The sequence below is a fragment of the Variovorax sp. V93 genome, assembly GCF_041154485.1.
Taxonomy (GTDB): Bacteria; Pseudomonadota; Gammaproteobacteria; order Burkholderiales; family Burkholderiaceae_C; genus Variovorax; species Variovorax beijingensis_A.
Genome location: NZ_AP028670.1, coordinates 730561 through 754654 on the forward strand (window position 1 = coordinate 730561; position 24094 = coordinate 754654).

32 protein-coding genes are annotated in these 24094 nt (G+C 68.2%); 13 read left to right on the plus strand and 19 right to left on the minus strand.

The features are described 5' to 3' along the window. Positions 1-21: 21 nt before the first annotated feature. The gene (locus tag ACAM54_RS29455; protein WP_192326247.1) at positions 22-588 is read left to right on the plus strand and encodes a flavin reductase family protein; all 567 of its coding nucleotides are present in this window, start codon (positions 22-24) and stop codon (positions 586-588) included. Between the two features lie 98 nt (positions 589-686). On the opposite strand, the gene ACAM54_RS29460 is transcribed toward ACAM54_RS29455, so the two are convergent. The 6 genes from ACAM54_RS29460 to ACAM54_RS29485 all read right to left on the minus strand — a co-directional run bounded on the left by ACAM54_RS29460 (position 687) and on the right by ACAM54_RS29485 (position 5545). Next, positions 687-1709, minus strand: a complete 1023-nt coding sequence (locus ACAM54_RS29460; RefSeq protein WP_192326245.1) for a zinc-dependent alcohol dehydrogenase family protein — start codon at positions 1707-1709, stop codon at positions 687-689. Then, positions 1706-2284: an amino acid synthesis family protein gene (locus ACAM54_RS29465; protein ID WP_369651392.1), complete on the minus strand. Its 579-nt coding sequence runs from the start codon at positions 2282-2284 to the stop codon at positions 1706-1708. Before ACAM54_RS29465 ends, ACAM54_RS29460 begins: the two co-directional genes overlap by 4 nt. A 10-nt stretch (positions 2285-2294) precedes the next feature. Beyond that, entirely contained in the window at positions 2295-3266 is a 972-nt protein-coding gene (locus tag ACAM54_RS29470; protein WP_225613156.1) for a tripartite tricarboxylate transporter substrate binding protein, read from the minus strand. A gap of 69 nt (positions 3267-3335) precedes the next feature. Further along, positions 3336-4199, minus strand: a complete 864-nt coding sequence (locus ACAM54_RS29475) for a fumarylacetoacetate hydrolase family protein (protein WP_145746310.1) — start codon at positions 4197-4199, stop codon at positions 3336-3338. A 44-nt stretch (positions 4200-4243) separates the two neighbouring features. Beyond that, entirely contained in the window at positions 4244-4795 is a 552-nt protein-coding gene (locus tag ACAM54_RS29480; protein ID WP_145746311.1) for a VOC family protein, read from the minus strand. Between the two features lie 33 nt (positions 4796-4828). Then, positions 4829-5545, minus strand: coding sequence for a GntR family transcriptional regulator (locus tag ACAM54_RS29485; protein ID WP_369651391.1), 717 nt, complete (start codon positions 5543-5545; stop codon positions 4829-4831). 31 nt (positions 5546-5576) lie between these two features. Here ACAM54_RS29485 and ACAM54_RS29490 point away from each other — a divergent pair, with 31 nt between their 5' ends. Next, positions 5577-6161 carry an NADPH-dependent FMN reductase gene (locus ACAM54_RS29490; protein ID WP_369651390.1) on the plus strand — a complete coding sequence of 195 codons (585 nt, stop codon included), beginning with the start codon at positions 5577-5579 and terminating at the stop codon, positions 6159-6161. A 16-nt stretch (positions 6162-6177) separates the two neighbouring features. On the opposite strand, the gene ACAM54_RS29495 is transcribed toward ACAM54_RS29490, so the two are convergent. From ACAM54_RS29495 to ACAM54_RS29505, 3 genes are read right to left on the minus strand one after another with little or no spacing between them, the layout of a single operon-like run. Next, entirely contained in the window at positions 6178-7191 is a 1014-nt protein-coding gene (locus ACAM54_RS29495; protein WP_369651389.1) for a TRAP transporter substrate-binding protein, read from the minus strand. 35 nt (positions 7192-7226) lie between these two features. After that, positions 7227-7676 carry a type II 3-dehydroquinate dehydratase gene (locus tag ACAM54_RS29500; protein WP_369651388.1) on the minus strand — a complete coding sequence of 150 codons (450 nt, stop codon included), beginning with the start codon at positions 7674-7676 and terminating at the stop codon, positions 7227-7229. 15 nt (positions 7677-7691) lie between these two features. Further along, positions 7692-8699 (minus strand): TRAP transporter substrate-binding protein, encoded by a 1008-nt coding sequence (locus ACAM54_RS29505; RefSeq protein ID WP_369651387.1) that lies wholly within the window; start codon positions 8697-8699, stop codon positions 7692-7694. A gap of 118 nt (positions 8700-8817) precedes the next feature. Between ACAM54_RS29505 and ACAM54_RS29510 the strand changes: the two genes are divergently transcribed. Then, positions 8818-9600, plus strand: a complete 783-nt coding sequence (locus tag ACAM54_RS29510) for an IclR family transcriptional regulator (protein ID WP_145746317.1) — start codon at positions 8818-8820, stop codon at positions 9598-9600. A 27-nt stretch (positions 9601-9627) separates the two neighbouring features. On the opposite strand, the gene ACAM54_RS29515 is transcribed toward ACAM54_RS29510, so the two are convergent. Then, positions 9628-10332, minus strand: coding sequence for a B3/4 domain-containing protein (locus tag ACAM54_RS29515; RefSeq protein ID WP_369651386.1), 705 nt, complete (start codon positions 10330-10332; stop codon positions 9628-9630). Between the two features lie 39 nt (positions 10333-10371). Next, positions 10372-11232: a helix-turn-helix domain-containing protein gene (locus tag ACAM54_RS29520; RefSeq protein WP_369651385.1), complete on the minus strand. Its 861-nt coding sequence runs from the start codon at positions 11230-11232 to the stop codon at positions 10372-10374. 189 nt (positions 11233-11421) lie between these two features. Here ACAM54_RS29520 and ACAM54_RS29525 point away from each other — a divergent pair, with 189 nt between their 5' ends. After that, positions 11422-11622: a hypothetical protein gene (locus tag ACAM54_RS29525; protein WP_145746320.1), complete on the plus strand. Its 201-nt coding sequence runs from the start codon at positions 11422-11424 to the stop codon at positions 11620-11622. A gap of 142 nt (positions 11623-11764) precedes the next feature. Then, on the plus strand, positions 11765-12211 hold the full coding sequence (locus ACAM54_RS29530) for an SRPBCC family protein (RefSeq protein WP_192326226.1): 447 nt from the start codon (positions 11765-11767) through the stop codon (positions 12209-12211). A gap of 14 nt (positions 12212-12225) precedes the next feature. Here the strand turns inward: ACAM54_RS29530 and ACAM54_RS29535 are convergent, their stop codons facing one another. Then, positions 12226-12975, minus strand: coding sequence for a TerC family protein (locus tag ACAM54_RS29535; RefSeq protein WP_369651384.1), 750 nt, complete (start codon positions 12973-12975; stop codon positions 12226-12228). A gap of 189 nt (positions 12976-13164) precedes the next feature. Here ACAM54_RS29535 and ACAM54_RS29540 point away from each other — a divergent pair, with 189 nt between their 5' ends. The 5 genes from ACAM54_RS29540 (at position 13165) to ACAM54_RS29560 (ending at position 15968) form a co-directional block, all read left to right on the plus strand. After that, the gene (locus tag ACAM54_RS29540) at positions 13165-13533 is read left to right on the plus strand and encodes a hypothetical protein (RefSeq protein ID WP_145746323.1); all 369 of its coding nucleotides are present in this window, start codon (positions 13165-13167) and stop codon (positions 13531-13533) included. Positions 13534-13593: 60 nt separating this feature from the next. Beyond that, positions 13594-14007 (plus strand): GNAT family N-acetyltransferase, encoded by a 414-nt coding sequence (locus tag ACAM54_RS29545; protein WP_192326222.1) that lies wholly within the window; start codon positions 13594-13596, stop codon positions 14005-14007. Positions 14008-14036: 29 nt separating this feature from the next. Beyond that, positions 14037-14549 carry an AAA family ATPase gene (locus ACAM54_RS29550; protein ID WP_369651874.1) on the plus strand — a complete coding sequence of 171 codons (513 nt, stop codon included), beginning with the start codon at positions 14037-14039 and terminating at the stop codon, positions 14547-14549. Between the two features lie 86 nt (positions 14550-14635). Further along, the gene (locus ACAM54_RS29555) at positions 14636-15502 is read left to right on the plus strand and encodes an alpha/beta fold hydrolase (RefSeq protein WP_145746325.1); all 867 of its coding nucleotides are present in this window, start codon (positions 14636-14638) and stop codon (positions 15500-15502) included. A gap of 34 nt (positions 15503-15536) precedes the next feature. Next, positions 15537-15968 carry a VOC family protein gene (locus ACAM54_RS29560; RefSeq protein ID WP_369651383.1) on the plus strand — a complete coding sequence of 144 codons (432 nt, stop codon included), beginning with the start codon at positions 15537-15539 and terminating at the stop codon, positions 15966-15968. Between the two features lie 23 nt (positions 15969-15991). Here the strand turns inward: ACAM54_RS29560 and ACAM54_RS29565 are convergent, their stop codons facing one another. Beyond that, entirely contained in the window at positions 15992-16669 is a 678-nt protein-coding gene (locus tag ACAM54_RS29565) for a glutathione S-transferase family protein (RefSeq protein WP_192326216.1), read from the minus strand. A 57-nt stretch (positions 16670-16726) separates the two neighbouring features. Next, positions 16727-17206 (minus strand): VOC family protein, encoded by a 480-nt coding sequence (locus ACAM54_RS29570; protein WP_192326214.1) that lies wholly within the window; start codon positions 17204-17206, stop codon positions 16727-16729. Positions 17207-17303: 97 nt separating this feature from the next. Here ACAM54_RS29570 and ACAM54_RS29575 point away from each other — a divergent pair, with 97 nt between their 5' ends. Together ACAM54_RS29575 and ACAM54_RS29580 are read left to right on the plus strand one after the other, a co-directional pair. Then, the gene (locus ACAM54_RS29575) at positions 17304-17798 is read left to right on the plus strand and encodes a helix-turn-helix transcriptional regulator (protein WP_307698175.1); all 495 of its coding nucleotides are present in this window, start codon (positions 17304-17306) and stop codon (positions 17796-17798) included. Further along, a complete protein-coding gene (locus ACAM54_RS29580) occupies positions 17795-18202 on the plus strand; it encodes a VOC family protein (RefSeq protein WP_319442731.1) in 408 nt (135 codons plus the stop codon). Before ACAM54_RS29575 ends, ACAM54_RS29580 begins: the two co-directional genes overlap by 4 nt. Positions 18203-18220: 18 nt before the next feature. Here ACAM54_RS29580 and ACAM54_RS29585 read toward each other — a convergent pair whose 3' ends face one another. Genes ACAM54_RS29585 through ACAM54_RS29605 form a run of 5 tightly spaced genes read right to left on the minus strand, consistent with a single transcriptional unit; the run spans position 18221 to position 22608 of the window. After that, positions 18221-18913, minus strand: a complete 693-nt coding sequence (locus tag ACAM54_RS29585; protein ID WP_192326208.1) for a substrate-binding domain-containing protein — start codon at positions 18911-18913, stop codon at positions 18221-18223. Then, positions 18910-19815, minus strand: a complete 906-nt coding sequence (locus ACAM54_RS29590; protein WP_192326206.1) for an NAD(P)-dependent oxidoreductase — start codon at positions 19813-19815, stop codon at positions 18910-18912. The genes ACAM54_RS29585 and ACAM54_RS29590 overlap by 4 nt, the downstream gene beginning before the upstream one ends. 19 nt (positions 19816-19834) lie before the next feature. Next, positions 19835-20854 carry a tripartite tricarboxylate transporter substrate binding protein gene (locus ACAM54_RS29595; RefSeq protein WP_192326204.1) on the minus strand — a complete coding sequence of 340 codons (1020 nt, stop codon included), beginning with the start codon at positions 20852-20854 and terminating at the stop codon, positions 19835-19837. 13 nt (positions 20855-20867) lie between these two features. After that, positions 20868-21575: a 4-carboxy-4-hydroxy-2-oxoadipate aldolase/oxaloacetate decarboxylase gene (gene ligK / locus ACAM54_RS29600; protein WP_369651382.1), complete on the minus strand. Its 708-nt coding sequence runs from the start codon at positions 21573-21575 to the stop codon at positions 20868-20870. 4 nt (positions 21576-21579) lie between these two features. Further along, positions 21580-22608 (minus strand): amidohydrolase family protein, encoded by a 1029-nt coding sequence (locus ACAM54_RS29605; protein ID WP_192326200.1) that lies wholly within the window; start codon positions 22606-22608, stop codon positions 21580-21582. Positions 22609-22772: 164 nt separating this feature from the next. Here ACAM54_RS29605 and ACAM54_RS29610 point away from each other — a divergent pair, with 164 nt between their 5' ends. Continuing rightward, on the plus strand, positions 22773-24077 hold the full coding sequence (locus tag ACAM54_RS29610; protein WP_369651381.1) for a LysR family transcriptional regulator: 1305 nt from the start codon (positions 22773-22775) through the stop codon (positions 24075-24077). Positions 24078-24094: the final 17 nt, after the last annotated feature.

Consider the following 24094-nt stretch of genomic DNA (forward strand, 5'->3'; position numbering starts at 1 on the left):
CGACGACGACGCGGTATCGCGATGACGAAAAAGAAGCTCTTCACCAAGGCGGACTTCCCCGTCTCCCAGGTGCGCCGGTTCCTGGAGCCGGGCCCGGTCGTGCTCCTGTCTTCCCGCTGGCAAGGGAAGAACAACATCATGACCCTGGGCTGGCACACGGTGATCGAGTTCACGCCCTCGCTGGTCGGCTGCGTGATCGCGCGCGCGAACCACAGCTTCGAAATGATCCGCCGCAGCGGCGAGTGCGTGATCAACCTTCCCGCGCGGCCGCTCACCGACGAAGTCGTGCGCATCGGCAACAGCTCGGGCGCCGAGATCGACAAGTTCGCGGCCTTCGGCCTCACGGCAGTCGATGGCGAGCGCGTGGAGGCTCCGCTCATCGGCGAATGCCACGCGAGCTTCGAATGCCGCGTTCACGACCGCAGCCTGGTCGGCAAGTACGACTTCTTCATCCTCGAGGTGGTGAAGGCCCACGCCGCCGATTCACCCCGGCATCCGAAGACGATCCACTACACCGGCGAGGGCGTTTTTCTCGAATCGGGAAAGGCGTTCAGCCGGCGATCCTTGTTCAGGAACGCGCTGCTTTGAATCGCCGCGTACTGCATCGCGCCAACGGCGCGCCCATGTGTCCTGCGACAAGGTGCGGATCTTCTTCTGCCCGCTGCGCCCGGCGGATTCTCGCGCTGCTAGTCACGAGGCGAGCCGGCGGGCAGCAGCACGATCTTGCCGACCGCGCTTCCGCTGTCGAGCAACTCGTGCGCGTGACGCGAATCCGCGAGCGCAAAGCAGGTGGCCGGTGGCGCCTGTACGCGTCCCTCGGCCATGAGCGCGATGGCCGCCTCCATGAAGCCGCGCCGCTGCGCCGCGTCGGCATCGATGGCGTGAATCGAGAACGTACGCACGGCCAGGCTCCGGCCCAGCAGCCGCCGAAGCTCCTCGAACACATCGCCGGTCGGCGGACCGTTGACGATGTTGTAGGAGACCGCCATGCCGAATGGCGCGAGGGCCCGCAGGCAGGCGATGAAGAGATCGCCGCCGAGGTGATCGAAGGCCAGGTCCACGCCGCGCCCATCGGTGAGCTGCATGACCTTCTCGGTCAGGCCCCGCGGTTCGCTCTCGATCACCTCGTGCGCGCCGTTGGCCTGTGCGAATTCCCGCTTCTGCGGCGTGGAGGCGGTGCCGATCACGCGCAGGCCGCGGTCCCGGGCCACCTGCACCAGCGCCGTGGCCACGCCGCCGGCCGCGCCGGGAATCAGGACCGATCGGGCGGGCAGGTTGCCATTGCTCGACAGCATGGCCAGCGCGAGCTGGAAGTTGCCCAGGCTCACGGCGTCCTCGAAGCGGATCGCGTCGGGGAGCACGAAAGGCGCGGCTTCGGGCACGCAGATGGCTTCGGCATAGCAGCCGCCGCGCTGCGCGAGCTCGCGCGCGCTCACGAACACGCGCTGGCCGACCCGCAGCGCGGTGACGCCGGGGCCGACGGCATCGACGACGCCGGCCATCTCGTTGCCGGGAATCGCCGGCATCGGCGGCATCCACTTATAGGTGCCGTTGCGGATCAGCACGTCGGGGCCGCCGGCGCCGATGGCCATGGCCTTGACGCGCACTTCGCCGGCCTGCGGCTGCGGCAGCGGCAGCTCCACGAGCTGCAGAACCTCGGGGCCGCCGGGTGCCTGGAGCTGGACGGCCTTGATGGTGGCGCTCATCATCGCTGCCCGTCGTGCACGGACACGTTTTCCTTGGTGAGCCCCCCCAGGCGCGCATGCACCCGCCCTCCCGTGCCCATCACCAGCGCGAACAGGATCTCGTTGGGGCGCGGCGCATCCTGGATGCCGATCTCCATCGTGTTGTAGTGGCTGCGCACATACGCGGCATGGATGTAGTGCAGCGGCACCATCAGCCGGTAGCCGGTGGCCGCCACTGCCTTGGCCGAGGGCACGATCGCCTTCGGCTCGCCGAGCACCTCGCGCATGGCCCAGCCGCCGGCTTCGTGCCAGACGGCACCGTGCTCCAGTTCGCCGTTCACGCCAATGATCGCGGCCTTGCTGTAGACCTCGACCTTGTCGCGCCCGAGCGTCTCGACCAGCTCGGTAGCCAGCAGCGTGCCGAGTGCGCGCAGCTCGGCCATGAAAGGCAGCAGGTCCGGCTCGTAGCGGCCTGCGTAGGGGTTGTGGATGACCGCGCAGGCAGCCGCCAGCCTGAGCGGCGTGGCGGCCGGCGGACCGCCCTCGTGGTAGATGGTTTCGATGCAAAGGCTGCGCTTGCGGATGTCGATCAAAGACATGGAGGGGTCCTCATTGCTTGGGGATGTGTGCATCGTTCACCACGGCGGTCCACCGCTTGAGTTCGGTGGCCACCATCGCGGTCATTTCCTCGGGCGTGCTGCCGCGCACTTCGCCGCCCATCTCTTCGAGCCGCGCACGCACGGCCGGCGCCTGCAGGGCCTTGAGCGTTTCGGCGCGCAGGCGGTCGACGACCGGGCGCGGCGTGCCCGCGGGCGCCATGAAGCCGGCCCAGGAGCGTACGTCGTAGCCGGGCACGCCCTGCTCGGCCACGGTCGGCAGCTCGGGCATCTGGCTCCAGCGCTGCGCGCCGGTGGTGGCCAGCGCACGGAGCTTGCCGGCCTTGATGTTGGCGAGCACGGCCGTGGGCGGCGCGATGATCATCGGCACCTCGCCGCCGAGCAGCGCCGCCACCGAGGCCGCATCGCCGCGGTAGGGAATGTGCAGCAGCTCGACGTTCGCGCTCTTCACCAGCAGCTCGCCCGCAAGATGATGCGTGGAGCCGATGCCGGCCGAGCCGTACGATACGCCCCGTGCATCGGCACGCGCCGCGGCAAGCATCTCGGCGAGTCCGCGATAGGGCGAATCGGCCCGCACCACCAGGAGGAACGGAAAGTAGGTGATCGTCGAAACCATCTGGAAGTCCGCCACCGTCTGGTAGCTGAGCTTGTTGTAGAGCGCGCCGGCCACCGCATGGCCACCCGTGGCCAGCAGCAGCGTGTATCCGTCGGGCTTGGCACGCGCCACTGTGCCCGAGGCAATGGTGCCGCCCGCGCCGGTCTGGGCCTCGACCACGAAGGGCTGGCCCAGCCCCTTGGACATCTCGGTGCTGACCACGCGCGCGATGGTGTCGGCGTTGCCGCCGGCCGCAAAGCCCTGGTAGATCTTGATGGGCTTGTCCGGAAAGCCCTGGGCCAGGCCGTGGAAGGGTGCCGCGCAGGCCAGGGCCAGGCCTGCGGCAACGAGCGATCGTCTGTGCCACATGGTTCTTGTCTCCAATGTTGTGGAATGAAGGCCGCGGCTTGTGCCGCCGCGGTCCGGGTCCGAGAGGCCTCAGTCCTGCTGGACGATGGGATTGCGCAGCACGCCGATGCCTTCGATCTCGACTTCGCACACGTCGCCCGGCTTCATGAAGCGCGGCGGCTTCTTGCTCCAGCCCACGCCGGCCGGCGTGCCGGTGGCGATCACGTCGCCGGGCACGAGCGTGAAGATGGTCGACGCGTAGCTGATGAGCTTCGGAATGCTGAAGATCATGTGGCCCGTGTGGCTGCTCTGCACCACTTCGCCGTTGAGCCGGGTCTCGAGTTTCAACGCACGGCCGGGCGCGATCTCGTCGGCCGTCACCATCCAGGGGCCGAAGCCGCCGGTCGACTCGAAGTTCTTGCCCGAAGCGATCTGCTTGGCATGGAACTGCCACTCGCGCACGCTGCCGTCGTTGTAGCAGGCGTAGCCCGCCACATGGTCGAAGGCGTCGGCCTCGGCGATGTTGCGCCCGCCCTTGCCGATGATGACGGCGAGCTCGCCTTCCCAGTCGAGCGATTCGGACACGTGCGGCCGCACGATCGGCTGGTTGTGCGCACATTGCGAACGCCACACGCGCAGGAAGATCGGCGGCTGCTCGGAGAGTTCGCGCTGCATGCCGGCCGCCAGCACCTCCTGGTGGTGGTCCATGTAGTTGCGCACCGCGCACACGATCTTCTCGGGCTTGGGGATCGGTGGAAGAAAGGTGATGTCGGCCAGCCTGGCCGCGATCGGCAGTCCTTCGACATGCTGCGCCGCCTGCAGGTACTCGCCCGATGCGATGTAGTCGACCAGGCCTGCATGCTGCGGGCGCGCCTTGCCGAGATCGACCACGCCGTCGCCGACGACGGCGCCCCAGGTTTCGCGGCCTTGATGGACAAATGACAAAAGCTTCATGGGAACTCCGGTTGAAATGTGCGGGTGGGTGAAAGGCGCGTGCGTCAGGGCGCGGCCGGCGAACGCGACTCGAACTGCGCCTGCCACTGCGCGAGCGGCATGAAGCTCGGGTCCTTGCGGCAGGCCTCCTCGGTCTCGCGCATGAGCGTTTCGTCGTCCTTCGACAGGTCCAGCGGATCGCCATGCGGCTGCGCGATGTAGAACGGCGTGTCGACGTAGATCTCCACCGTGTTGCCCTCCGGATCGAGCATGTAGACCGAGAGCGCATTGCCGTGGTTGAGGCCGCGGATATTGGTGGCACCGCGCGCCTCGGCGCGCGCCGAGATGTCGCGCAGGTGCTGGATGCTCGGCACCACGAACGAGATCTGCATCACGGTGCTGAACGTCGCCTCCGGCGGCCGGCCCGAGGCCAGCACCAGCTGGTGGTGCTGGTCCGGGCTGGCGCTCGTGAACACCAGCTGGTTCCTGAAGGTGCGGCCCACGCCGCGGTCGGTGACCGTGAGGTCGAAGGTCTCGGTATAAAAAGCCACCATCCGCTCCAGGTCGGTGACGAAGATGCCGAAATGCGAAGGCGTGGGTCGTGCGACCTTGAGCATGCTGTCTGTCTCCGGTGACGGGGCCTTGCACCCCTAGGATTGCGCGGCCTGGGCCGCCTTGAGTGCGGCGACCACGTTGCGCTGTGTGCTCAGGATGTGTTCCTCGAGCAGCGCGCAGGCCGTGTCCGCATCGCGGCGCAAGGCGGCGTCCATGATCTTCCTGTGCTCGTTCGACTTGCGGCGCGCGGTCTTCCGGTGGCGCGCGGAAAACCGCCGGTAGCGCTCGGCCTGGTCGAACAGGCTCGCGCCCCAGACGCGCTGGCGCAGCGAGGGGCAGGCGGCCAGCAGCGAGAGATGGAAGGCGCGGTGCAGCTGCGACCAGTCGTTGTCGAGAATGACCGGGCCGTCGCTCAGGCGCGACTCGACCTTCTCGAGCCGGTGGAACGCCGCCAGGATGTCGGCCTCCCAGGCGTCGTCGCCGTGGGCAATGGCCTCGCGCAGCGCGGGCACATCGAGCATCACGCGCATGCGCGTGATGTCGGCCAGATCCTCTTCGGAGATCGGCGCCACACGGAAGCCGCGGCGCTCGTCGGCTCGAACGAGCCCTTCCTGCGCCAGGCGGCTCAGCGCCTCGCGCAGCGGGCTGCTCGAATAACCGTAGGCGGCCTGCAGTTCGTCGAGCTTGAGCTTGGCGCCGGCTTCGAAGGTGCCGGCCAGGACGTCCTGCCGCAAACGGGCGAAGGCCTGCTCGGCCAGCGGCGGCTCATTGGCGATGACTTCAGGTTTGTGCATGGAGTTGATTTTATGCATAAACTTGGAATTTTGGAAACAAGGGATCACCATGACACGCAGCACCCCCATCGCTGGCATCCGCCTGCTAGGCATTTCCGGGAGCATCCGGCGCGACTCTCACTGCACCGCGGTGCTGCGCAGCCTGCAGCCGTTGCTGCCTGCGTCGGCAGCCATCGAGCTCTTTGCGCTGAACGATATTCCGCTCTACAACGCCGACCTGGACGGCGATGCGCCGCCCCCGGCCGTGGCACGGCTCAAGGCTGCGATTGCAGAGGCCGACGGCCTGGTGCTGTGCTCGCCGGAATACAACTACGGCATGCCCGGGGTGCTGAAGAATGCGATTGATTGGGCATCGCGGCCCGGCTTCGCCTCGCCGCTCAAGGGCAAGCCCGTGCTGATCGCGACCGCATCGCCGGGCACCGCAGGCGGCGTGCGCGCGCAGGCGCAGATCCGCGACGCCCTGGCCGCCACGCTGGCGCGGCCCGTGGTGCGGCAGCACGTCGCCATTGCGAACGTCGCCACGCGCATCCACGACGGCCGGCTGGATGACGAATCCACACTCGACTTCCTACGAGTGGCGCTCGCCGATCTGCTTCAGGAGATTGAATTGCTGGACGGCGCCGCGTCCCGCTAGACGGACTGCCTCGGAGCTACCTGCGCACCTTGTCGATCTCCGACATCAGCTCCTTGACCGTGGCCTCGCCCACCGATGCGGAATATTTGTCGATCACCGGCTTCACCTTGGCGCGCAGTTTCGCCATTTCTTCCGGCGGCAGTTCCGAGACGGTCATGCCGGCTTTCCTGAGCGCCTCGAGCGCGCTGTCTGCGGCGCTGCGCGAGGCCGCGCGCTGGAACACGGTCGAATCCTTGGCGGCCTCGGTGAGGATCTGCCGCTCGTCAGCGCTCATGCCGTCCCAGGTCTTCTTGCTGACCAGGAGCGCCTGCGGGTTGTAGACGTGCCGCGTCTGGGTGATGTACTTCTGTACCTCGGCAAACTTGGAGGCAAGGATGGTGGTGTTCGGGTTCTCCTGACCGTCGACCGCCTTCTGGTCGAGCGCCGGATAGAGCTCGGGGAACGGCAGCGGCGTGGGGTTGGCGCCCAGCGCGCTGAACAGGTCGACGTAGATCGGCGATTGAATGACGCGGATCTTCAGCCCCGCGATGTCGTCCGCCTTCTCGATGGGCCGCTTGCTGTTGGTGAGATTGCGAAAGCCCAGGTCCCAGTAGCCAAGCCCGTGCAGGCCCTTGTCATCGAGCCTGGCCATCAGCTTCTGGCCGAAGGGCCCGTCGGTGACCGCATCGGCCTCCTTGCCGCTGTTGAAGAGGAACGGAAAGTCGAAGACTGCGAACTCCTTGACCTGCGCCGAAAGGATGCCGGCGTTGAGCACCGTGAGCTCGACCGTTCCGCCCTGCAGCGCCGACACGGTCTGCAGGTCGCCGCCGAGCGTGCCGCCTGCAAACAGCTTGACCGTGATCTTGCCGCCGGACTTGGCCGCGACGATGTCGGCGAACTTCTGCGCGCCCTGCGCCTGCGGATGGCCGGTCTGGTTCTGGAACGCGAATTTGAGCGTGCGTTCCTTGACCTGCGCACCGGCACCGGCCGCCGCCAATGCGGCGAATGCCGCGGCGGCCACCGCCAGCCATTTCCGCTTCGAGCTTTTCATGGGGGTCTCCTTCGTGTGTTCCGCCGGGGCTCTCTTCAGGCACCGGCCGGTTGCCTTTCCTGCATCTCGACCAGCGCGCGCAGCGCGGCCAGGTACGACTGCGGTCCCAGGCCCTGGATCGTGCCCTTGACGGCCGGCGAGATGATCGAGTGCGCGCGCCAGGCCTCGCGCGCCGCAATGTTCGACATGTGCACCTCGATGGTCGGAAACGGCATGGCCTTGATCGCGTCATGCAGCGGAACGCCGTGCTGCGTGAGGCCGGCCGGATTGACCAGCGCACCCTGCGCATCATCGATGTGCGCGTGCAGGAAGTCCACCAGCACGCCTTCGTGGTTCGACTGGATCGTCTCCAGCGTGGCGCCGAGCTCGTCCGCGAGCTTGTGCAGCCGGGCATCGATCTCGGCCAGCGTGGTGGTGCCGTAGATGTGGGGTTCGCGGCGGCCGAACAGGTTGAGGTTGGGACCGTGCAGGACGAGGATCTTCATTGCGTGGCTTCTTTCCTATTTGCGGACGCGCACGAGTTCGTCGTTGTAGAGCTTGACGATGGCGGGGTCGTAGCTGGCGGAGAAGCGCTCGATGACGGGCCTGGCGATCTGCCGCATGCGGGCCTGCTCGGCCGGCGCAAGCTCGTTGAACTGCGCGCCCTTGGCCTGGAGCTCGCCCACGGCGCGCTGCGCGGCGGCGCGGCTCACCTGTCGCTGGTAGCCCCGGGCCTCGTCTGCAGCCTCGCGCATCATCTTCTGCTCCGCGGGATTGAGCGAATCCCAGAACTTCTTGCTGACCAGCACGATGTTGGCCGCATACACGTGGTTGGTGGCGCTCACGAACTTCTGCACCTCGAAGAACTTGTTCGAAAGAATCACCGAATACGGGTTCTCCTGGCCGTCGACCGCCTTCGATTCGAGCGCACCGTAGAGCTCCGCGAAGGGCATCGGCACCGGGTTGGCCTTGAAGGACTTGAAGGTCTCAAGGAATACCGGGTTGGGAATCACGCGGATCTTCAGGCCCTCCAGGTCTTCGGGCCGGGTGATCGGGCGCTTGCTGTTGGTGACGTTGCGAAAGCCCAGGTCCCAATAGCCCAGCGCGACCAGGCCCTTCTCCGGCAGCTTCGCAACGAGCGCCTGCCCGAGCGGGCCGTCGAGCAGCGCATCGGCCTGCGCGAAGTTGCCGACCGCGAACGGAAAGTCGAGCAGGCCGAACTCCTTCACGATGCCCGCGAGCGAAGTGGTGGCCGGCGCCGACATCTGCTGCACGCCGCCCTGCAGCGCCGACTGCTGCTGCATCTCGTTGCCCAGCTGCGAGGCCGGGTACTCCTGCACCTTCATCCGGCCGCCGCTCCGGGCCGCCAGCAGTTCGGCAAAGCGCTTCACGCCAAAGCTCACCGGATGGTCGGCGTTGTTGAGGTGGCCGAAGCGGATGACGCGTTCCTGCGCCTCCTGCGCGAGCGCCGGAACGGCCAACGCGAGGGCCAGGCCGGCGGCCGCCAGCGAGCGATGAAGCTTTCTCAAGATGGTTCTCCAGCAAGTGATGCGGCGCGATCTTAGGATCGAAGTGGAAATCTTTTCCACTAGTGAAAACACTTGGCAAAAGAGCTAGCATTGCACCTGCCCCACCTTTCCGAACGACATGAGCGCCATCCTCGAACGCAGCTTCAAGGTCCTTGAACACCTGGCCGGCCATCCCGAAGGCCGCGCGCTTTCCGCGCTCTCCGCCGAGCTGGAAATGCCGCTGAGCGCCACCCACCGCCTGCTGGGCGAACTGATCCGCTGCGGCTACGTGCGGCAGGACCAGAGCCACGGCGACTACATGCTCACGATCAAGCTGGTGTCCCTGGGCCTGAGCTTCCTGAGCAACAGCGGCATCGTCGACGTGGCGCAGCCGCTGCTCGACCGGCTCGCGGCCGAATCGGGCGAGCTGGTGCGGCTGGCGGTGGTCGACGGCGACGAGCTGACCTTCGTCGCCAAGGCGCAGGGCGCGATGCGCGGCCTGCGCTACGACCCCGACATGGGCCTCTCGGTCAATCTCTCCTGCAGTTCCGCGGGCCACGCGTGGCTGTCGACCATGACGGACGAACAGGCGCTGCAGCTGGTCGCCAGGCAAGGCTTCGGCAAGCCCGAGGACTACGGCCCGAAGGCGCCGACCACCGTCAAGGCGCTGCTGGCGTACCTGCGCGCGGCCCGCAAGCGCGGCTTCGCAATGATCAACGAGGTGTTCGCGCCCGCCATGACGGCCATGGCCGCCCCCGTGCGCAGCGGCAACGGCGCGGTGATCGGCGTCATCACCATCGCCGGGCCGCTGGTGCGGCTGACCGAAGAACGCATGCTGGCGCTGGGCCCGGCGCTGCTGGCCACGGCCGAGGACGTGGCGCACGCGAGCGGCGCGTCTGCCCTCTTCAAGCGGCGCGCCTGACCGGGCGCCTCGGGAGACGGCCGCTCTTCAGAACGCCAGCCGGGGCGCCTCTTTCCGCAACAGCGCGCTCGCGGCCGGCGGCTCCCAGATCTCGGCCAATGCCCGGGACAGCGCATCCAGCAGCTGCCGCACATCGTTGGCGGCATCCGCGTGCAAGGCCTCGGCCACGATGAGGACGCGGGAGGTTTCATCGCGCACGGCGGAACGCGCGCTCTGGCGATGGGTCCAGCGCCGGGCGTGCGCGCAGCCCGCGGCATCCGCAAAGACGACTTCGCCGCGATCGGGCGTTTCGGTTTCGCCCGAGAACGCGAGGTAGCTTTCGGTGCCGTCGGCGCACCGCACCTGCAGCCCCTCGGCCACCTTCGACAGGTCGAACACCGCGATCGGAATCGCGAAGGCCAGCGACAGTGCATTGCAAAGATCGACGAGCGGATGGATCGGCGGCAGCGCGCCTTCTTTCCGGAACCGGCGCAGCAGCGACTCGGAGGCGCACCGGTATTGCGTGGGCTTGAGGCCCATGCGTGCGAAGCTGCGGCGCCAGGCCTGGATCTCCGGAAGATCGGCTTCCGAACCGACGGCTTCGAGCCGTGCGCGCGCCACGCCGTGGTAGTGCGCCACCTGCGCCTGCACCGAGCCGTTCCGGTGGATGCCCTGGGCCAGCAGGACGCCGGGCACCAGTTCGGGATGGCGCTGCCAGATTTCCGGCGAATGAGAGAAGAAGAAAGAATGCATGGCGCAGTGTGTCGCCGGCGCGGCGGCCTGTCTTGAACGCTATTGCAGCCGTGCGGGCGGCGTCCAGGCGCGCTGCCATGCGCCGGGCGTGAAGCCGAAGTGCAGTGCGAACGCGCGCGTCATGTGGCTCTGGTCCGCAAAGCCGGCCGCCATGGCCGCGTCCGCCAGTGCCGCGCCGCGCCGGATGAGGCCGCGCGCCACTTCCGCGCGCTGCTGGAGCAGCCACGCGAACGGCGTGACGCCATGGACCTCCCTGAAGCGCCGCAGCAGCTGGTATTTGCTCAGCCCCGAAGAGGCCGCGAGCTGGCCCAGGCTGGGCGGCTGCGCAAGGCAATCCGCGAGCATTTCGCGCGCCCGCGAGACGCCGGCCGACGGCGCACGCACGGGCAGCCGTTGGGCGCCGTGGCGCGATGCGAGCATGGTGCAGGTCTGCACGAGCAGTTCCTCGCAGCGCAATGCATCCGCCTGCGCCTGCTTCGGCGCGGCGGCGCGCGCCTCCAGCAGCCGCAGGAGATCGCCGAGCGTGCGCCGCAGCCGGTCGTCGCTGATGACGGGGCGGATCAGCGCCATGTCGCCATCATTCGCCGTGCCCGTTGCGGGCGCATCCACGGCCCATCGGAGCGCAGCGGGTTCGAGATACAGCATGCGCCAGCGCCGAAACGGCCCGCCAAGCGGCCGCCCGTCATGCACTTCGCCCGGATTCGTTGCGATGAGGTGGCCGGCATGGGCCTCGACCTCGCCGCACCCGCTGGCCGAGCGCTGGGCACCTTCGTCGATGATGCCGATGCCGAAGGTGGCATGCCAATGCCTGCCGTAGCGGCGTTGGCTCGAGATGCGGGTGCCATGCACGCCCTCCCAGGGAGAACCGAAGACGCGGCAGTCGTGGTGCGGGTTCTTCATCGCGCGGAGTATGCATGGGCACGCGAACCCGCAGGATTCGCCGCGAAATGCGCAAATTCGCACAGGTTCCGCCACCGCCCTCCCGTACGACCTGCCGCATTTGCCGGTTCGCACTTGTAGGATCGCCGCCATCCAGCAGAGCACGCCATGCGGCCCGCACTCCACCCTTCCCCGTCCGCCTCGATTCGAATGAAGCAAATCTGCGTCAACTGGCGTTCGAGCGTCGTCCACGACGAGGACGACGAGCACTGCGACGACGGGCTGTGGGTGCCCGAAACCCCGGCGGCACGCAGGGAGGCCCAGGTGATCTGCGAAGTTCAGAATGCGATCTACGGGCACGGCTCGCACTGGATCGAAGAGCGCGAGGCTCTTTTTCTGCGCTCCGCCTGACCAGAGCGCGCAGGCCAGACTGCGAACTTTCGGCCTCAGAAAAAGTTTCATCGCACGGCGCTACAGTTCGCTGTCGATTTTCCGCAGCCTCGTTCGTCGTGTCAGTGGAGGGTCATCCTCCGCATTTCAGGAGAACACAGCCATGGCTACCAATACCGTCCGCCTGCACCGCGTACTGCGCGCCCCGCCCGAGCGGCTCTACCGCGCCTTTGTCGAGCCCAGCGCCTTCGAGCGCTGGCTGCCGCCTTTCGGATTCACCGGCAAGGTCCACAGCATGGACCCGGTGGTCGGGGGCGCCTGGCGCATGTCCTTCACCGCCTTTGGCAGCGGCCACAGCCACTCGTTCGGCGGCAAGTACCTGGAACTCGTTCCCGGCCAGCGCATTGCCTACGACGCGAGCTTCGACGATCCCAACCTGCCGGGCACCATGAAGACCACCGTGACGCTCGCGGCCGTGTCCTGCGGCACCGACATGTCCGTCGTGCAGGAAGGCATCCCTGGCCTGATTCCCGCGGAGATGTGCTACCTGGGCTGGCAGGAGTCGCTGGTCGCGCTGGCCCAGCTGGTCGAGCCGAACATTCCGGGCTGAGGCGCCGAGCGGCGTCAGTCGCCCGGAATATGGGGCGGGTTCAGCTCCACGGGCTTGGCCGCCTTCTTGCGCAGCCGGATGTTGAGCATCTCGACGGCCAGCGAGAAGGCCATCGCGAAGTACACGTAGCCCTTGGGCACGTGATGCCCGAAGCCCTCTGCCACCAGCACCACGCCCACCACCACCAGGAAGGCCAGCGCCAGCATCTTGATGGTGGGATGGTTCGAGACGAAGCGGCCGATCGGGCCGGCAAACAGCATCATGAGGAACACCGACACGATCACCGCGGCGATCATGACCCGCACGTCGTCCACCATGCCGACCGCCGTGATGATCGAATCCAGCGAGAACACCAGGTCGATGACCATGATCTGCAGGATGACGCCGGCGAAGGTGGCCTTGACGGCGCTGGACTTCTGCTCGTGGCCGCCCTCCAGCGACTGATGGACCTCGCTGGTGCTCTTCCAGATCAGGAACAGCCCGCCCAGGATCAGGATCAGGTCGCGCCCCGAGATGTCCTTACCGAGCACCGAGAAAAGCGGAGCGACCAGGCCCACGATCCACGCGAGCACCAGCAGCAGGCCGATGCGCATGAACATGGCCATGAACAGGCCGGTCCGGCGCGCGAATTCGCGCCTTTCGGGCGGCAGCTTGTCGACCAGGATCGAGATGAAGATGATGTTGTCGATGCCCAGCACGAGCTCGAGCGCGGTCAGGGTCGCAAAGGCGATCCAGACCTGGGGATCCGTCAGCAGTTCAAGCATGGAAGATCTTTCGGCACGGCAATGCCGGCAAAAAAGAAGGATTGGCGGCAGGGGCAGAGTCTGCCATGCGGCTTCCTGGGGTTTTCGCGTGACATCTTGAAATGTTCTTCACCGAAGCGATGTGTGCGATCTTGCGCGGCCGAACGTTGGAAGAGGCATCGGGAGCAATCCCATATCTTTGGAGACGAGATGACCTTTCCTCGAACCGTTCTCAAGCTGGCTCTCTCGGGCACCATTGCCGCAGGCGCTCTTTTCGGCGTGGCTGCTGCAAGCGCGGGCACCAGCTGGTCCATCGGCGTGTCGGTGCCCGGCGTGGTGGTGAGCGAACCGGCACCGGTGTACTACGAGCCCGCGCCCGTGTACTCGCGGCCGGCCCCCGTCTACTACGAGCCGGCGCCGCCGGTGCGCTACCAGCCGCCCGCCTACGTTGCACCGGCACCCGTCTACTACGAGCCGGGACCGAGCTGGGAAGAACGGCGCGCAGCGCGCCGTGAATGGCGCCGCCGCGAATGGGAGCGCCGCGAGCACTACCGCCACTATCGCGAAGACCGGGACTGATCGCAGCCGCGCGAGCGGCTACAGTCGCCCTCGATGCCATTCAATTCCCGAGGAGCGGATATGCAGATTCGCGCTGCTGCGGCTTCCGATGCCGATGCGGTCCATCGCCTTCTTTCCGCCAGCGGATGGGCGCACCGGATCGCCGATGCCGCACACCTCGGCCGGCTGATCTCGGCATCGCAGCAGGCGGTGGTTGCGTTGTCGGCGGACGGCGAGATCGTCGGCTTTGCGCGCGCCATCGGCGATGGCATCTCCAACGGCTACCTGTCGATGGTGGTGGTCGCCGAGCCGTTGCGCCGGCAGGGCATCGGGCAAGCGCTGGTCCGGCACATCCTGGGTTCGGAGAAGGGCATCACATGGGTGCTGCGGGCCGGCCGGCCGGGTGCCGCCGAGTTCTTTGCCAGGCTGGGCTTCAGCCCCTCGTCGGCCGCGATGGAACGGCCGCGGGAGCAACAACTGCGGACGGCGCCTTGAGCCGAGGAATCACGCGCATGGCGAAACCGATGCTGATTGTTCTCGGCGGATTGCCCGGCACCGGCAAGACCACCATTGCGCGCGCACTCGCTGCCGGCTTCCCCTGCGCCTATCTGCGCATCGACACCATCGAGCAAGCGCTCATCCGATCGAGGGCGCTCGATGAACCGGGCCCCGCCGGCTACGCTGTTGCCTGCGAGCTTGCCCGGTCCAATATCGCGCTTGGCATGTCGGTGATCGCTGATTGCGTCAATCCGCTCCCGGTCACCCGCGAAGCATGGCGTGCGGTGGCAGCCGACACATCCTCGGGCTTGCTCGAGCTCGAGATCGTGTGTTCCGACCCCGCCGAGCACCGCAGGCGCGTGGAGGGCCGGAAGGCCGACATTCCGGGCCACGTTCCGCCGACCTGGGAGGCGGTCGCGCGCCATGAATACGCGGCCTGGACCACAAGTCGCCTCGTCATCGATTCGGCATTCGTCAGCGCGAGCGAGGCGGCCACCCTGATCCTGGAACGGTTGCGCAGCGAGGCCGCAGGCGAGTAAGTAAACGGCCTACATCCGGCTGCGGACGAGGCTGATCAGCACGGGCTTCGCGAGGGATACGGTGCTTCTCGAAGGAGCACGCACCCATGGCCCGCGAATCCACGCTTTCGATCGATGGCTTGACCCTTTCCTACCGCTGTGCCGGCGACCCGCGCTCGCCGTGGCTCGTGCTGCTGCACGGCTGGCCGCAATCGAAGTCGATCTACGACCCGGTGCTGGACGAACTGGGAAGTGATGCCCACGCCATTGCCTTCGACCTGCCCGGCATCGGCGGATCGCTTGGCATGCCGCCAGCCGCATCGCCGTGCGAACTGCATGTGCTCGCCGGCCTCCTGCTCCGCGCGGCCGAATCGCTGGGTGCGCATTCGATCGTGTTCGCGGGCGTGGACATCGGCGGCATGCTTGCCTTTGCAGCGGCCCGCGAGCATGGCGCACGCATTGCCGGCGCGGTGGTCATGAACACCGTCATCCCGGGCGTTGCGCCGTGGTCGAGGCTCATCGCCGAGCCGCGCATCTGGCACTTCGCGTTCCATGCGATACCGCAGCTGCCCGAACTGCTGGTGAGCGGACGCGAACGCGCCTATTTCGACTACTTCTACGACCTGCTCGCGGGCGACAAGCATGCGCTGACGAACGAGATCCGGAACGACTGGACGCGCGCCTACCAGCGGCCCGAAGCGTTGAAGGCCGGCTTCGACTGGTACCGGGCACTCGAGAGCGCCGCGCAACGCAATGCGAGCCCCGTTCGCATCGACACGCCCATCCTGTACCTGCGCGGCGACGCCGGCGGCCGCGACATCGACGACTATGCCGACGGCCTGCGCAAGGCCGGCGCCGCGAATCTTCGATCGCAGCTCATCAGCGGCAGCGGCGAGTTCCTTCCCATCGAGGCGCCCGCCGCAACCTGCGAGGCACTGCGCGCATTTCGCGCGGAACTCGGGCATGCAGCCTGATCCGGGCCACATCGCCTTTTCTTCGGAGACCTCCATGCAACCAAGAATCACCGTCATCACCCTCGGCGTCGAGGACCTGGAGAGAGCCGTCGCCTTCTATCGCGACGGACTCGGTCTGCCGACCAAGGGCATCGTGGGCAGGGAGTTCGAGCATGGCGCCGTCGCCTTCTTCGAGCTGCAGGACGGGCTCAAGCTGGCCGTGTGGCCGCGCTCGAGCATCGCGGTCGATGCCGGCCTTCCGCTGCGCGCGGGCGGGTCCCTCGAATTCACGCTCGGGCACAACGTCATGTCGAAGGCCGAAGTGGACGCCGTAATGCAGCAAGCCGCGAGGGCCGGTGCCAAGGTGGTGAAAACCGCAGCGGACACCTTCTACGGCGGGTACGCCGGTTACTTCATGGACCCGGACGGGCACCTGTGGGAGGCGATCTACAACCCGCAACTGCTGCCAGGGGCTGAAGCTGCATAGGCGCTTCGGGCCGGGGCCGCGCGTCAAGGCCTGTCGGGCCTGATGTCGGGCGCAGGGGTCGAAGAGACACCCTGCGCCTCGGCCGCTCGCGATTGCGCAGCCATGGCCGCCTTGAAGCCCGGTCGCGCCTGCAAGCGCTCCCAGTAGGCCGCCACCGCCGGTGTGAAGCGTTCGGCCAGGCCCAGATGCTCGGCCAGCAGCAATGCGTAGCCGACCGACACGTCCGCCGCAGTGAAGCGGCCCGCACAAAGATAGTCGCGCTCGGCGAGCAACGGCTCCAGCGTTCGCAGGCGCGCGAGGAACCACTTGGCATAGTCGTCGGCCACCTGCGGCTGCTTCCGCTGCGCCGGCTCGAAGTGCGCATACCGCAACACGAGCGTCTGCGGAAAGGTCAAGGTCGCCTCGCCGAAATGGAGGTAGTTGAGGTACGGGCCGAAGTCAGCCTCGTCGCAACCTACATCCAGCTGGCCCGCCGAGAACCGCGCAGCCAGGTACTGGCAGATCGCGGCCGACTCGGTCATTCGCATGGCGCCGTCGGACAGCATCGGCACGGTGCCGAGCGGGTTCACCTCGAGATACGGCCGCGACAGCACGCGCGGCGGAAAGGGCAGCATCCTGAGGTCGTAGGAAAGCCCGATCTCTTCAAGCATCCAGAGAGGGCGGAACGAGCGTGCGCTGAGGCAGTGGTGCAGGGTGATCATGGTTCGGCGGCTTGTGGCCCGCCATGAAGCCGAGGCCGGGGTTGGGGTCCGAACGCGTCAACCGCGCCGGGCCGCTTCGATCGCGGCGATGTCGATCTTTGTCATTTCCATCATGGCTTCGAACGCGCGCTTGGCTGCCGCCGGGTCGGGATCGGTGATCGCGGCCGTCAGGGCGCGCGGCGTGATCTGCCACGACAGTCCCCACTTGTCCTTGCACCAGCCGCATGCGCTTGCCTGCCCGCCGTTGCCGATGACCGCGTTCCACAAGCGGTCCGTTTCGGCCTGGTCGTCGGTTGCGACCTGGAACGAGAAGGCCTCGCTGTGCTTGAACGCCGGTCCCCCGTTCAGGCCCAGGCAAGGGATGCCCATCACCGTGAACTCGACCGTCAGCACATCGCCCTCCTTGCCCGAGGGATAGTCGCCGGGTGCGCGATGCACGGCGCCCACCGCGCTGTCGGGGAAGGTCTCGGCGTAGAACTTGGCGGCATCGAGGGCGGTGCCGTCGTACCAGAGGCAAATCGTGTTCTTGCTGATCATCTTGGGTCTCCTGAATTGGACAGATACGAACGCCAGTTGCGATCCCCGGCAGGATAGCGCCTCCAGCCGCTGCACGGCGCGTCCCCGATAATTTGCGATGGCCATCAACTCGATCAACCAGGATCCCGCGCTGCTGCGGCGGCTGCTGCGCGCCAAGGACCGGATGGACGCCGCATCGCACGAGGAGTGGCCGGTCGAACGGCTGGCGCAGGTGAGCGGCGTGTCGGAGGCCCACTTCGCGCGTTCGTTCAAGCAGGCCTTCGGTACGCCGCCGCACCGGTACCTGCTCACGCGCCGCATCGAGCGCGCGATGGCGCTGCTGCGCGAGACCGACCGGCCCATCACCGACATCGCCTTCGAGACGGGCTGGGCGAGCCTGGGCACCTTCGGGCGCACCTTCCGCGACATCACGGGCAGCAGCCCGAGCGCGATCCGCGCGCGCGGCAAGGCCACGCCGCACGAGCTCGGCCGGGTGCCCGTCTGCATCGTCAATGCCGCCCGCCGGCCCCATCTGACGACCGCAGTTTCGGAGAAGCGGCGCCTCGCGGCAGACGGTACAAACGAGCCCGAACAACCACAGGAGATCCCATGAATCAGGGCATTGAAGTCGCCGGTCTGTACGTGCACGATCAGGACGAGGCGCTGGCGTTCTATGTTGAGAAGCTCGGCTTCCGCGTCCACACCGACGTGGGAAACGGCGACTACCGCTGGCTCACGGTGCAGCACCCCGAGCAGCCGTCGTTCCAGCTCGGCCTGTTCAGGCCCGGGCCGCCGGTGCTCGACGCGGCCACGGCGCAGGCGGTGCGCGCCATCGTGGCCAAGGGCGCGATGCCGCCGCTGGTGCTGCGGGTGGACGACTGCCGCGCCGCCTATGAGCGGATGCGCGGCCTGGGCGTGGAGTTCACGCAGGAGCCGGTGGAGCGCTACGGCACCGTGGACGCGGGCTTTCGCGATCCGTCGGGGAATGGCTGGAAGATGATCCAGGCGCGCGGCTGAGCCGGCGCCGAGCTGGCCTCAGGCCGGCGCCATGCCGTGGCGGCGCTTGGCCTCGGCGCTGTCGGCCGAGCACATGAATTCGAGCAGCGCGCCCACCGCGGCCGGCTGCGCGCAGCCGACCACCGGCGCCGCGGAAAAGACCGTGGTGATCTGAACCTCCGGCGGCAAGGGACCGAGCAGGTCGATGCCTTCGACACCGATCAGCTCGCTCAGTTGCTGGAACCCCAGTGCGGCCTCGCCGCGTGCAAGCAGCGCGCCGACCGGCACGCCGGGCGGCGCCTGCGCCAGGCGGGCGCGGATCTCGCCGGCCATGCCCCACCGCTCGAACAGTGCCATCAAGGCGACGCCGCTTGGCCCGGTCGAATACGCAACGCCGGAGGCGGCCCGCACCGCGCTGCGCAGTGCGTCTTCGGTGGAGATATCGGGACGCGCCGCGCCCGCAGGCACTGCCACGGCCACGCCCGAACGGACCAGGTCGACCTTGCCGGCGGCGTCGAGCCTGCCCTGCGCGACGAGCGCGTCGATCGCCTCCGAGGCCAGCACCACCATGTCGAAGGGCTCGCCCGCGGCCACGCGCCGCGCAGCCTCGACCCCGCCGATCGCCAGGAATGAGACCGGCACGCCGCTGCGCCGCGAATGGGCGGCCGCAAGCTCCTCCAGCAAGCCCTGGGTCGCCATCGAGCAGAGGCCACGGATCGCGGGCGCCGTCATTTCTCGCCGCCCTGCCCTGTGCCGATCAGGCGGTCGGCGTAGTCCTGCCACGGGCTGCTGGCGTCCAATCCGTCGAAGCGTCCGGTGCGCGCCTGCTGCGCGACCCAGTCCTGCTTGGCTGCAATGGCGGCCGCCATCAAGGGCTCGAAGCCGGTTTCGCGAACGGTCTGCGCCGCTTCGCGCATTTCTTCGGCACGCCGCTTGCCATGCTGCACGACGCGGCTGAAGAAGTAGGCGCCCTGCCGCTCCCAGTCGATTTGCGGAAAGGTTTCCGCGAGCGTGGGCAGCACATGCGCCTCGACGCCGTAGCGCCGTGCCGTGGTGTAGCTTTCGATGACCAGCGCCTCCAGGCCCTTGATCATGATGCTGCGGCTCATCTTGATGGCCGAGGCTACGCCGAGCCGCTCGCTCACGGCGCGTGCGTCCATGCCCCATGCGCACAGCATGGCAGCCAGCGCCTCGGCCTGGGCGCCGCCCAGCAGCATCGGCACGCGGATGCCGTAGGGCGGCACCGAGGTCATCACGCCGGCTTCCACATAGCCGACGCCGGCGGCCTCGAGCACGGCGCCGGCCCGCTGCTTGGTGCCGGGCGAGGCCGAATTGAGATCGAGAAAGCGGCTGCCCGCGCGCGCATGGCGCGCGGCTTCCTCGGCCACCGCGAAGGTGCTGGACGCGGTGACGGCCGAGATCAGCAGATCGGCCGCGGCGCACAGCGCCTGCATGCCCGAGGCGACGCGCAGGCCGTCGGCTTCGGCGGCGGCCCGTGCCGCAGCGCCGCTGCCGGGGTCGGCGAATTTCAGGTCCCAGACCCAGACCGCCTTGACGCCCTCCTTGTGCAGCAGGCCGCGGCCGAAGATGCCGCCCACTTCGCCGCAGCCGACGATGCCCAGTGTGATGTCCATGTGCGTGTCTCCTTGCTGTTCAATCGACGGTGATGCGGGCCGACTTGATCACGCGCTCCCAGCGCACGATCTCGCTCGCGATCAGCTGGCCGAAGGCCTGCGGCGTCGCGGGCGTGGCCTCGGCGCCCTCGGCCGCCAGGCGCGCCTTGACTTCCGCTGCGTCGAGCGAGCGGTTGATCTGCTGGTTGATCATCGCAATGATCGGCGCGGGCGTTGCGGCCGGTGCGACCACGCCGTACCACTGGTCGGCTTCGAAATCCTGGGTGCCGGGCGCGCCGCTCTCGGCCACCGTGGGCACCTCGGGCAGCAGCGCGATGCGGCGCGGGCTCGAGACCGCGAGCGCACGCAGCTTGCCGGCCTTGATGTGCGGCAGCAGCGCGGGCGTGCCGGTGAAGAGTGCCTGCAGCTGGCCCGCCAGCAGGTCGTTCACGGCCGGCGCGGTGCCGCGGTAGGGAATGTGCAGCAGCGGGGCGCCGGTCTGCAGCTTGAGGTATTCCATCGCGATGTGCGCCGCGCTGCCGTTGCCGCCGGAGCCGTAGGCCAGCTGGCCGGTCCTGGCCTTGGCCAGCGCGATCAGCTCGGCCAGCGTGCGCGCCGGCACCGACGCATGGACCACGAGCACGTTCGGCACCCGCGCGACCCACGCCACGGGCGCAAAGCTGCGCAGCGGGTGGTAGCCGAGCTTCGGGTAAAGCGAGGGGTTGATGGCCAGGGTGCCGATGTGCCCCATCAGCAGCGTGTAGCCGTCCGCGGGCGCTTTCGCGACCTTCTCCGCGCCGACGGAACCGCCCGCGCCCGGCACGTTGTCGACCACCACGGCCTGGTTCCACGCGCGGCCGAGCGCCTGCCCGATGCCGCGCGCCAGCACGTCCGTGGAGCCGCCGGGCGTGAACGGAACGACGAGGTGCGGCGGGTGGTCCGGATAGCCCTCGGCGGCCGCGCCGCTGCGGCTCGCGAGCCAGAGCGCGCCGCCTGCGGACCAGACGCAGGCTTGGCGGCGGGTGATGCCGGCGGTCGCGGCGCCGAGGATGCGAGCCATGTCCATCCTGCCCTCAGTCGATGTAGCGCAGGCCGGCCTTGGCCAGCGGCTCGCGCATGGCGTACATGTCGAGCCCGAGCTCGCCGGCCGCGAAGCGCGCGCGCTTGGCCGTTTCGTTGGCCTCGCGCGCTTCGGCGGCGTCGGCCACCTGCTGTGCGCGCGCGGCCGGCACCACCACCACGCCGTCGATGTCGGCCACCACCACGTCGCCCGGATGCACCAGCGCGCCGGCGCACACCACGGGCACGTTGACCGAGCCGAGCGTGGCCTTGATCGTGCCCTTCGAATGGATGGCGCGGCTGAACACGGGAAAGCCCATCGCGTTGAGGTCGCGCACGTCGCGCACGCCGCCGTCGATCACCAGGCCCTTGCACCCGCGCGCCTTGAAGGAGGTGGCGAGCAGGTCGCCGAAGAAGCCGTCGGTGCTGTCGCTGGTGCAGGCCGCCACCACCACGTCGCCAGGCTGGATCTGCTCGGCCGCCACGTGGAGCATCCAGTTGTCGCCGGGCTGCAGCAGCACCGTGACGGCCGGGCCGCAGAAGTGCGCATCGGGATGGATCGGACGGATGCGCGGCTGCATCAGCCCAAGCCGGCCGAGCGCCTCGTGCACGGTGGACACGCCGAAGCGCGAGAGCTTCTCGACCGCGGCGGCGTCCGCGCGCGCCACCTTGCGATGGACTACGCCGATCTGCTGGAGAGTATTGGAGGAAGAAAAAGTCATGAGATCAGAGCCCCTTGGCGATGAGTGCGCGGTCCAGGCGCGGGTACACGCGGCGTGCATTGGCTTCGAACACCTTGTGGCGCGCCTCGGCGTCGAGCATGGGCGTGGCGTCGATGTAGCGGCGCGTGTCGTCGTAGAAGAAGCCGGTCTCGGGGTCGATGCCGCGCACCGCGCCGATCATTTCGCTCGCGAACAGGATGTTGTCGACCGGGATCACGCGCGTCAGCAGGTCGATGCCCGGCTGGTGGTACACGCAGGTGTCGAAGAAGATGTTGTTGAGCAGGTGGTCCTTGAGCAGCGGCTTCTTCATCTCCTGCGCGAGGCCGCGGAAGCGCCCCCAGTGGTAGGGCACTGCGCCGCCGCCATGCGGGATCACGAAGCGCAAACTCGGAAAGTCGGTGAACAGGTCTGACGTGAGGCACTGCATGAAAGCCGTGGTGTCGGCATTCAGGTAATGCGCGCCGGTGGTGTGGAAGCAGGCGTTGCAGCTCGTGCTCACATGCACCATGGCCGGAATGTCGTGCTCGACCATCTTCTCGTAGAGCGGGTACCAATGGCGGTCCGACAGGGGCGGCGAGGTCCAGTGCCCACCCGAGGGATCGGGATTGAGGTTGATGGCGACGAAGCCATACTCCCGCACGCAGCGTTCCAGCTCCGGAATGCAGCTGCGCGGGTCCACGCCCGGCGACTGCGGCAGCATGGCCGCGCCGATGAAATGGTGGGGGAACAGCTCGCTCACGCGAAAGCACAGCTCGTTGCAGATGGCGGCCCATGTCGACGAGGTCTCGAAGTCGCCGATGTGGTGGGCCATGAAGCTCGCGCGCGGGCTGAAGATCGTCAGGTCGCTGCCGCGCTCCTTCATGAGGCGCAGCTGGTTGCCCTCGATCGACTCGCGCAGCTCGTCGTCGCTGATCTTCAGGTCGGCGGCGCGGGGCTTCAGCGCGGGGTCCTTCAGGCCCGCGATCTGCTGGCTGCGCCAGTTCTCCAGCGCCTTGGGTGCCGTGGTGTAGTGGCCGTGGCAGTCGATGATCATGGGGCGGTTCCGTTGGTGGCTGGTGGTGACTTGCCGGCCTGCATGGCGAGTGCGCCGGCCCTTGCGTCAAGTGTGGTTCCGGAGGCCGCCGCGTGGCGTGAGTTCGGCTTGCCCTACCATCAGACTTTCTTATCGGCCAGGGCTCGCGCCCCGGCACCTCTGGAATGACGGGCCGACGCCAGCTGCAAGACAAAGTGATCGACCGCACGCACGCGCATGCGCTGGGCCTCAACCTGCGGCACCTGCGCGCGTTCACGGCCGTGGCGGCGGCCGGCAGCATCGCCAGGGCCGCGGACGAGCAGTTGTTCCGCGTCGCCTCGGGCGTGACGCGCTCCATTTCCGAGCTCGAAGGCGCGCTCGGGCGTCCGCTGTTCGACCGCGGCCCGCGCGGCATGGCGCTGAACTCCTACGGCGACCTGGTGCTGCTGCGCGCTCGCCGCATCGAGCGCGAGTTCGAGGATGCGCGCGCCCAGCTCGTCGCGCGCGGCGGCATCGGCACCTCGGCCGACGTGCATTCGCCGTTCGCGTCGATCCTCAACGGCCGCCGCCTGGCGGTGATCGCGAGCCTTGTGGAGAAGCGCAACATGCCGGCGGTCGCGCGCGAGTTCGGCATCACGCAGCCGGCGATCAGCAGCGCGCTGAAGGACCTCGAAGGCGGGCTCGGCGTCGCGCTGCTCGAGCGCAGGACGCGCGGTCTCGTGCCCACGCCGGCCGGCGAGATCGTGGCCTTCCATTTCAAGCGCGTGCTCGCGGAGCTGCGCCACATCGGCCCCGACATCGCGGCCAGCGAAGGCATGCTGCAGGGCAGCGTGAACGTGGGAGCGCTGCCGCTCGGCCGCACGCAGATACTGCCGCAAGCGATCGCCTCGCTGCTGGCGCGCCATCCGGGGCTGCACGTCGCCACGGTCGAAAGCCCTTACGACGCACTGGCGGCATCGCTGCGCAGCGGCGACATCGACTTCATCCTCGGCGCGCTGCGCAGCGGCGCCGAGGCGCGCGACCTGCAGCAGGAAGCGCTGTTCGAAGACCGCATCTCGGTGATCGCGCGCGCCGGCCATCCGCTGGCGCGCGCCGCGCGCGTCGACTTCGATGCGCTGCGGCAGGCGACCTGGGCGCTCTCGCGGCAGGGCACGCCGTCGCGCGAGCTGCTCGAGCGCTTTTTCTCGGCCGCGCGCGAGGCGCCGCCGGTTCCCGCCGTGGAGACCGGCGACCTCGCCGTGCTGCGCGGCCTGCTGCTCGAAAGCGACATGCTGACCGCGATCTCGGCCCACCAGCTGCGCCACGAGATCCGCAACGCCAGCCTGGTGGTGCTCGACTTTCCGCTCGACGAGACGCGGCGCGAGATCGGCCTCACCCAGCGCCTCGGTGCGTTCCCCTCGCCCGGTGCGAGCGCACTGATGCAGGAGATCCGCGCGGTGGTCGCCCGCTCGCCGGACTTCCGCGCCAAGCCCGCGGACCGCCGCCGGTGAAATGCCGGCGGCCGCTG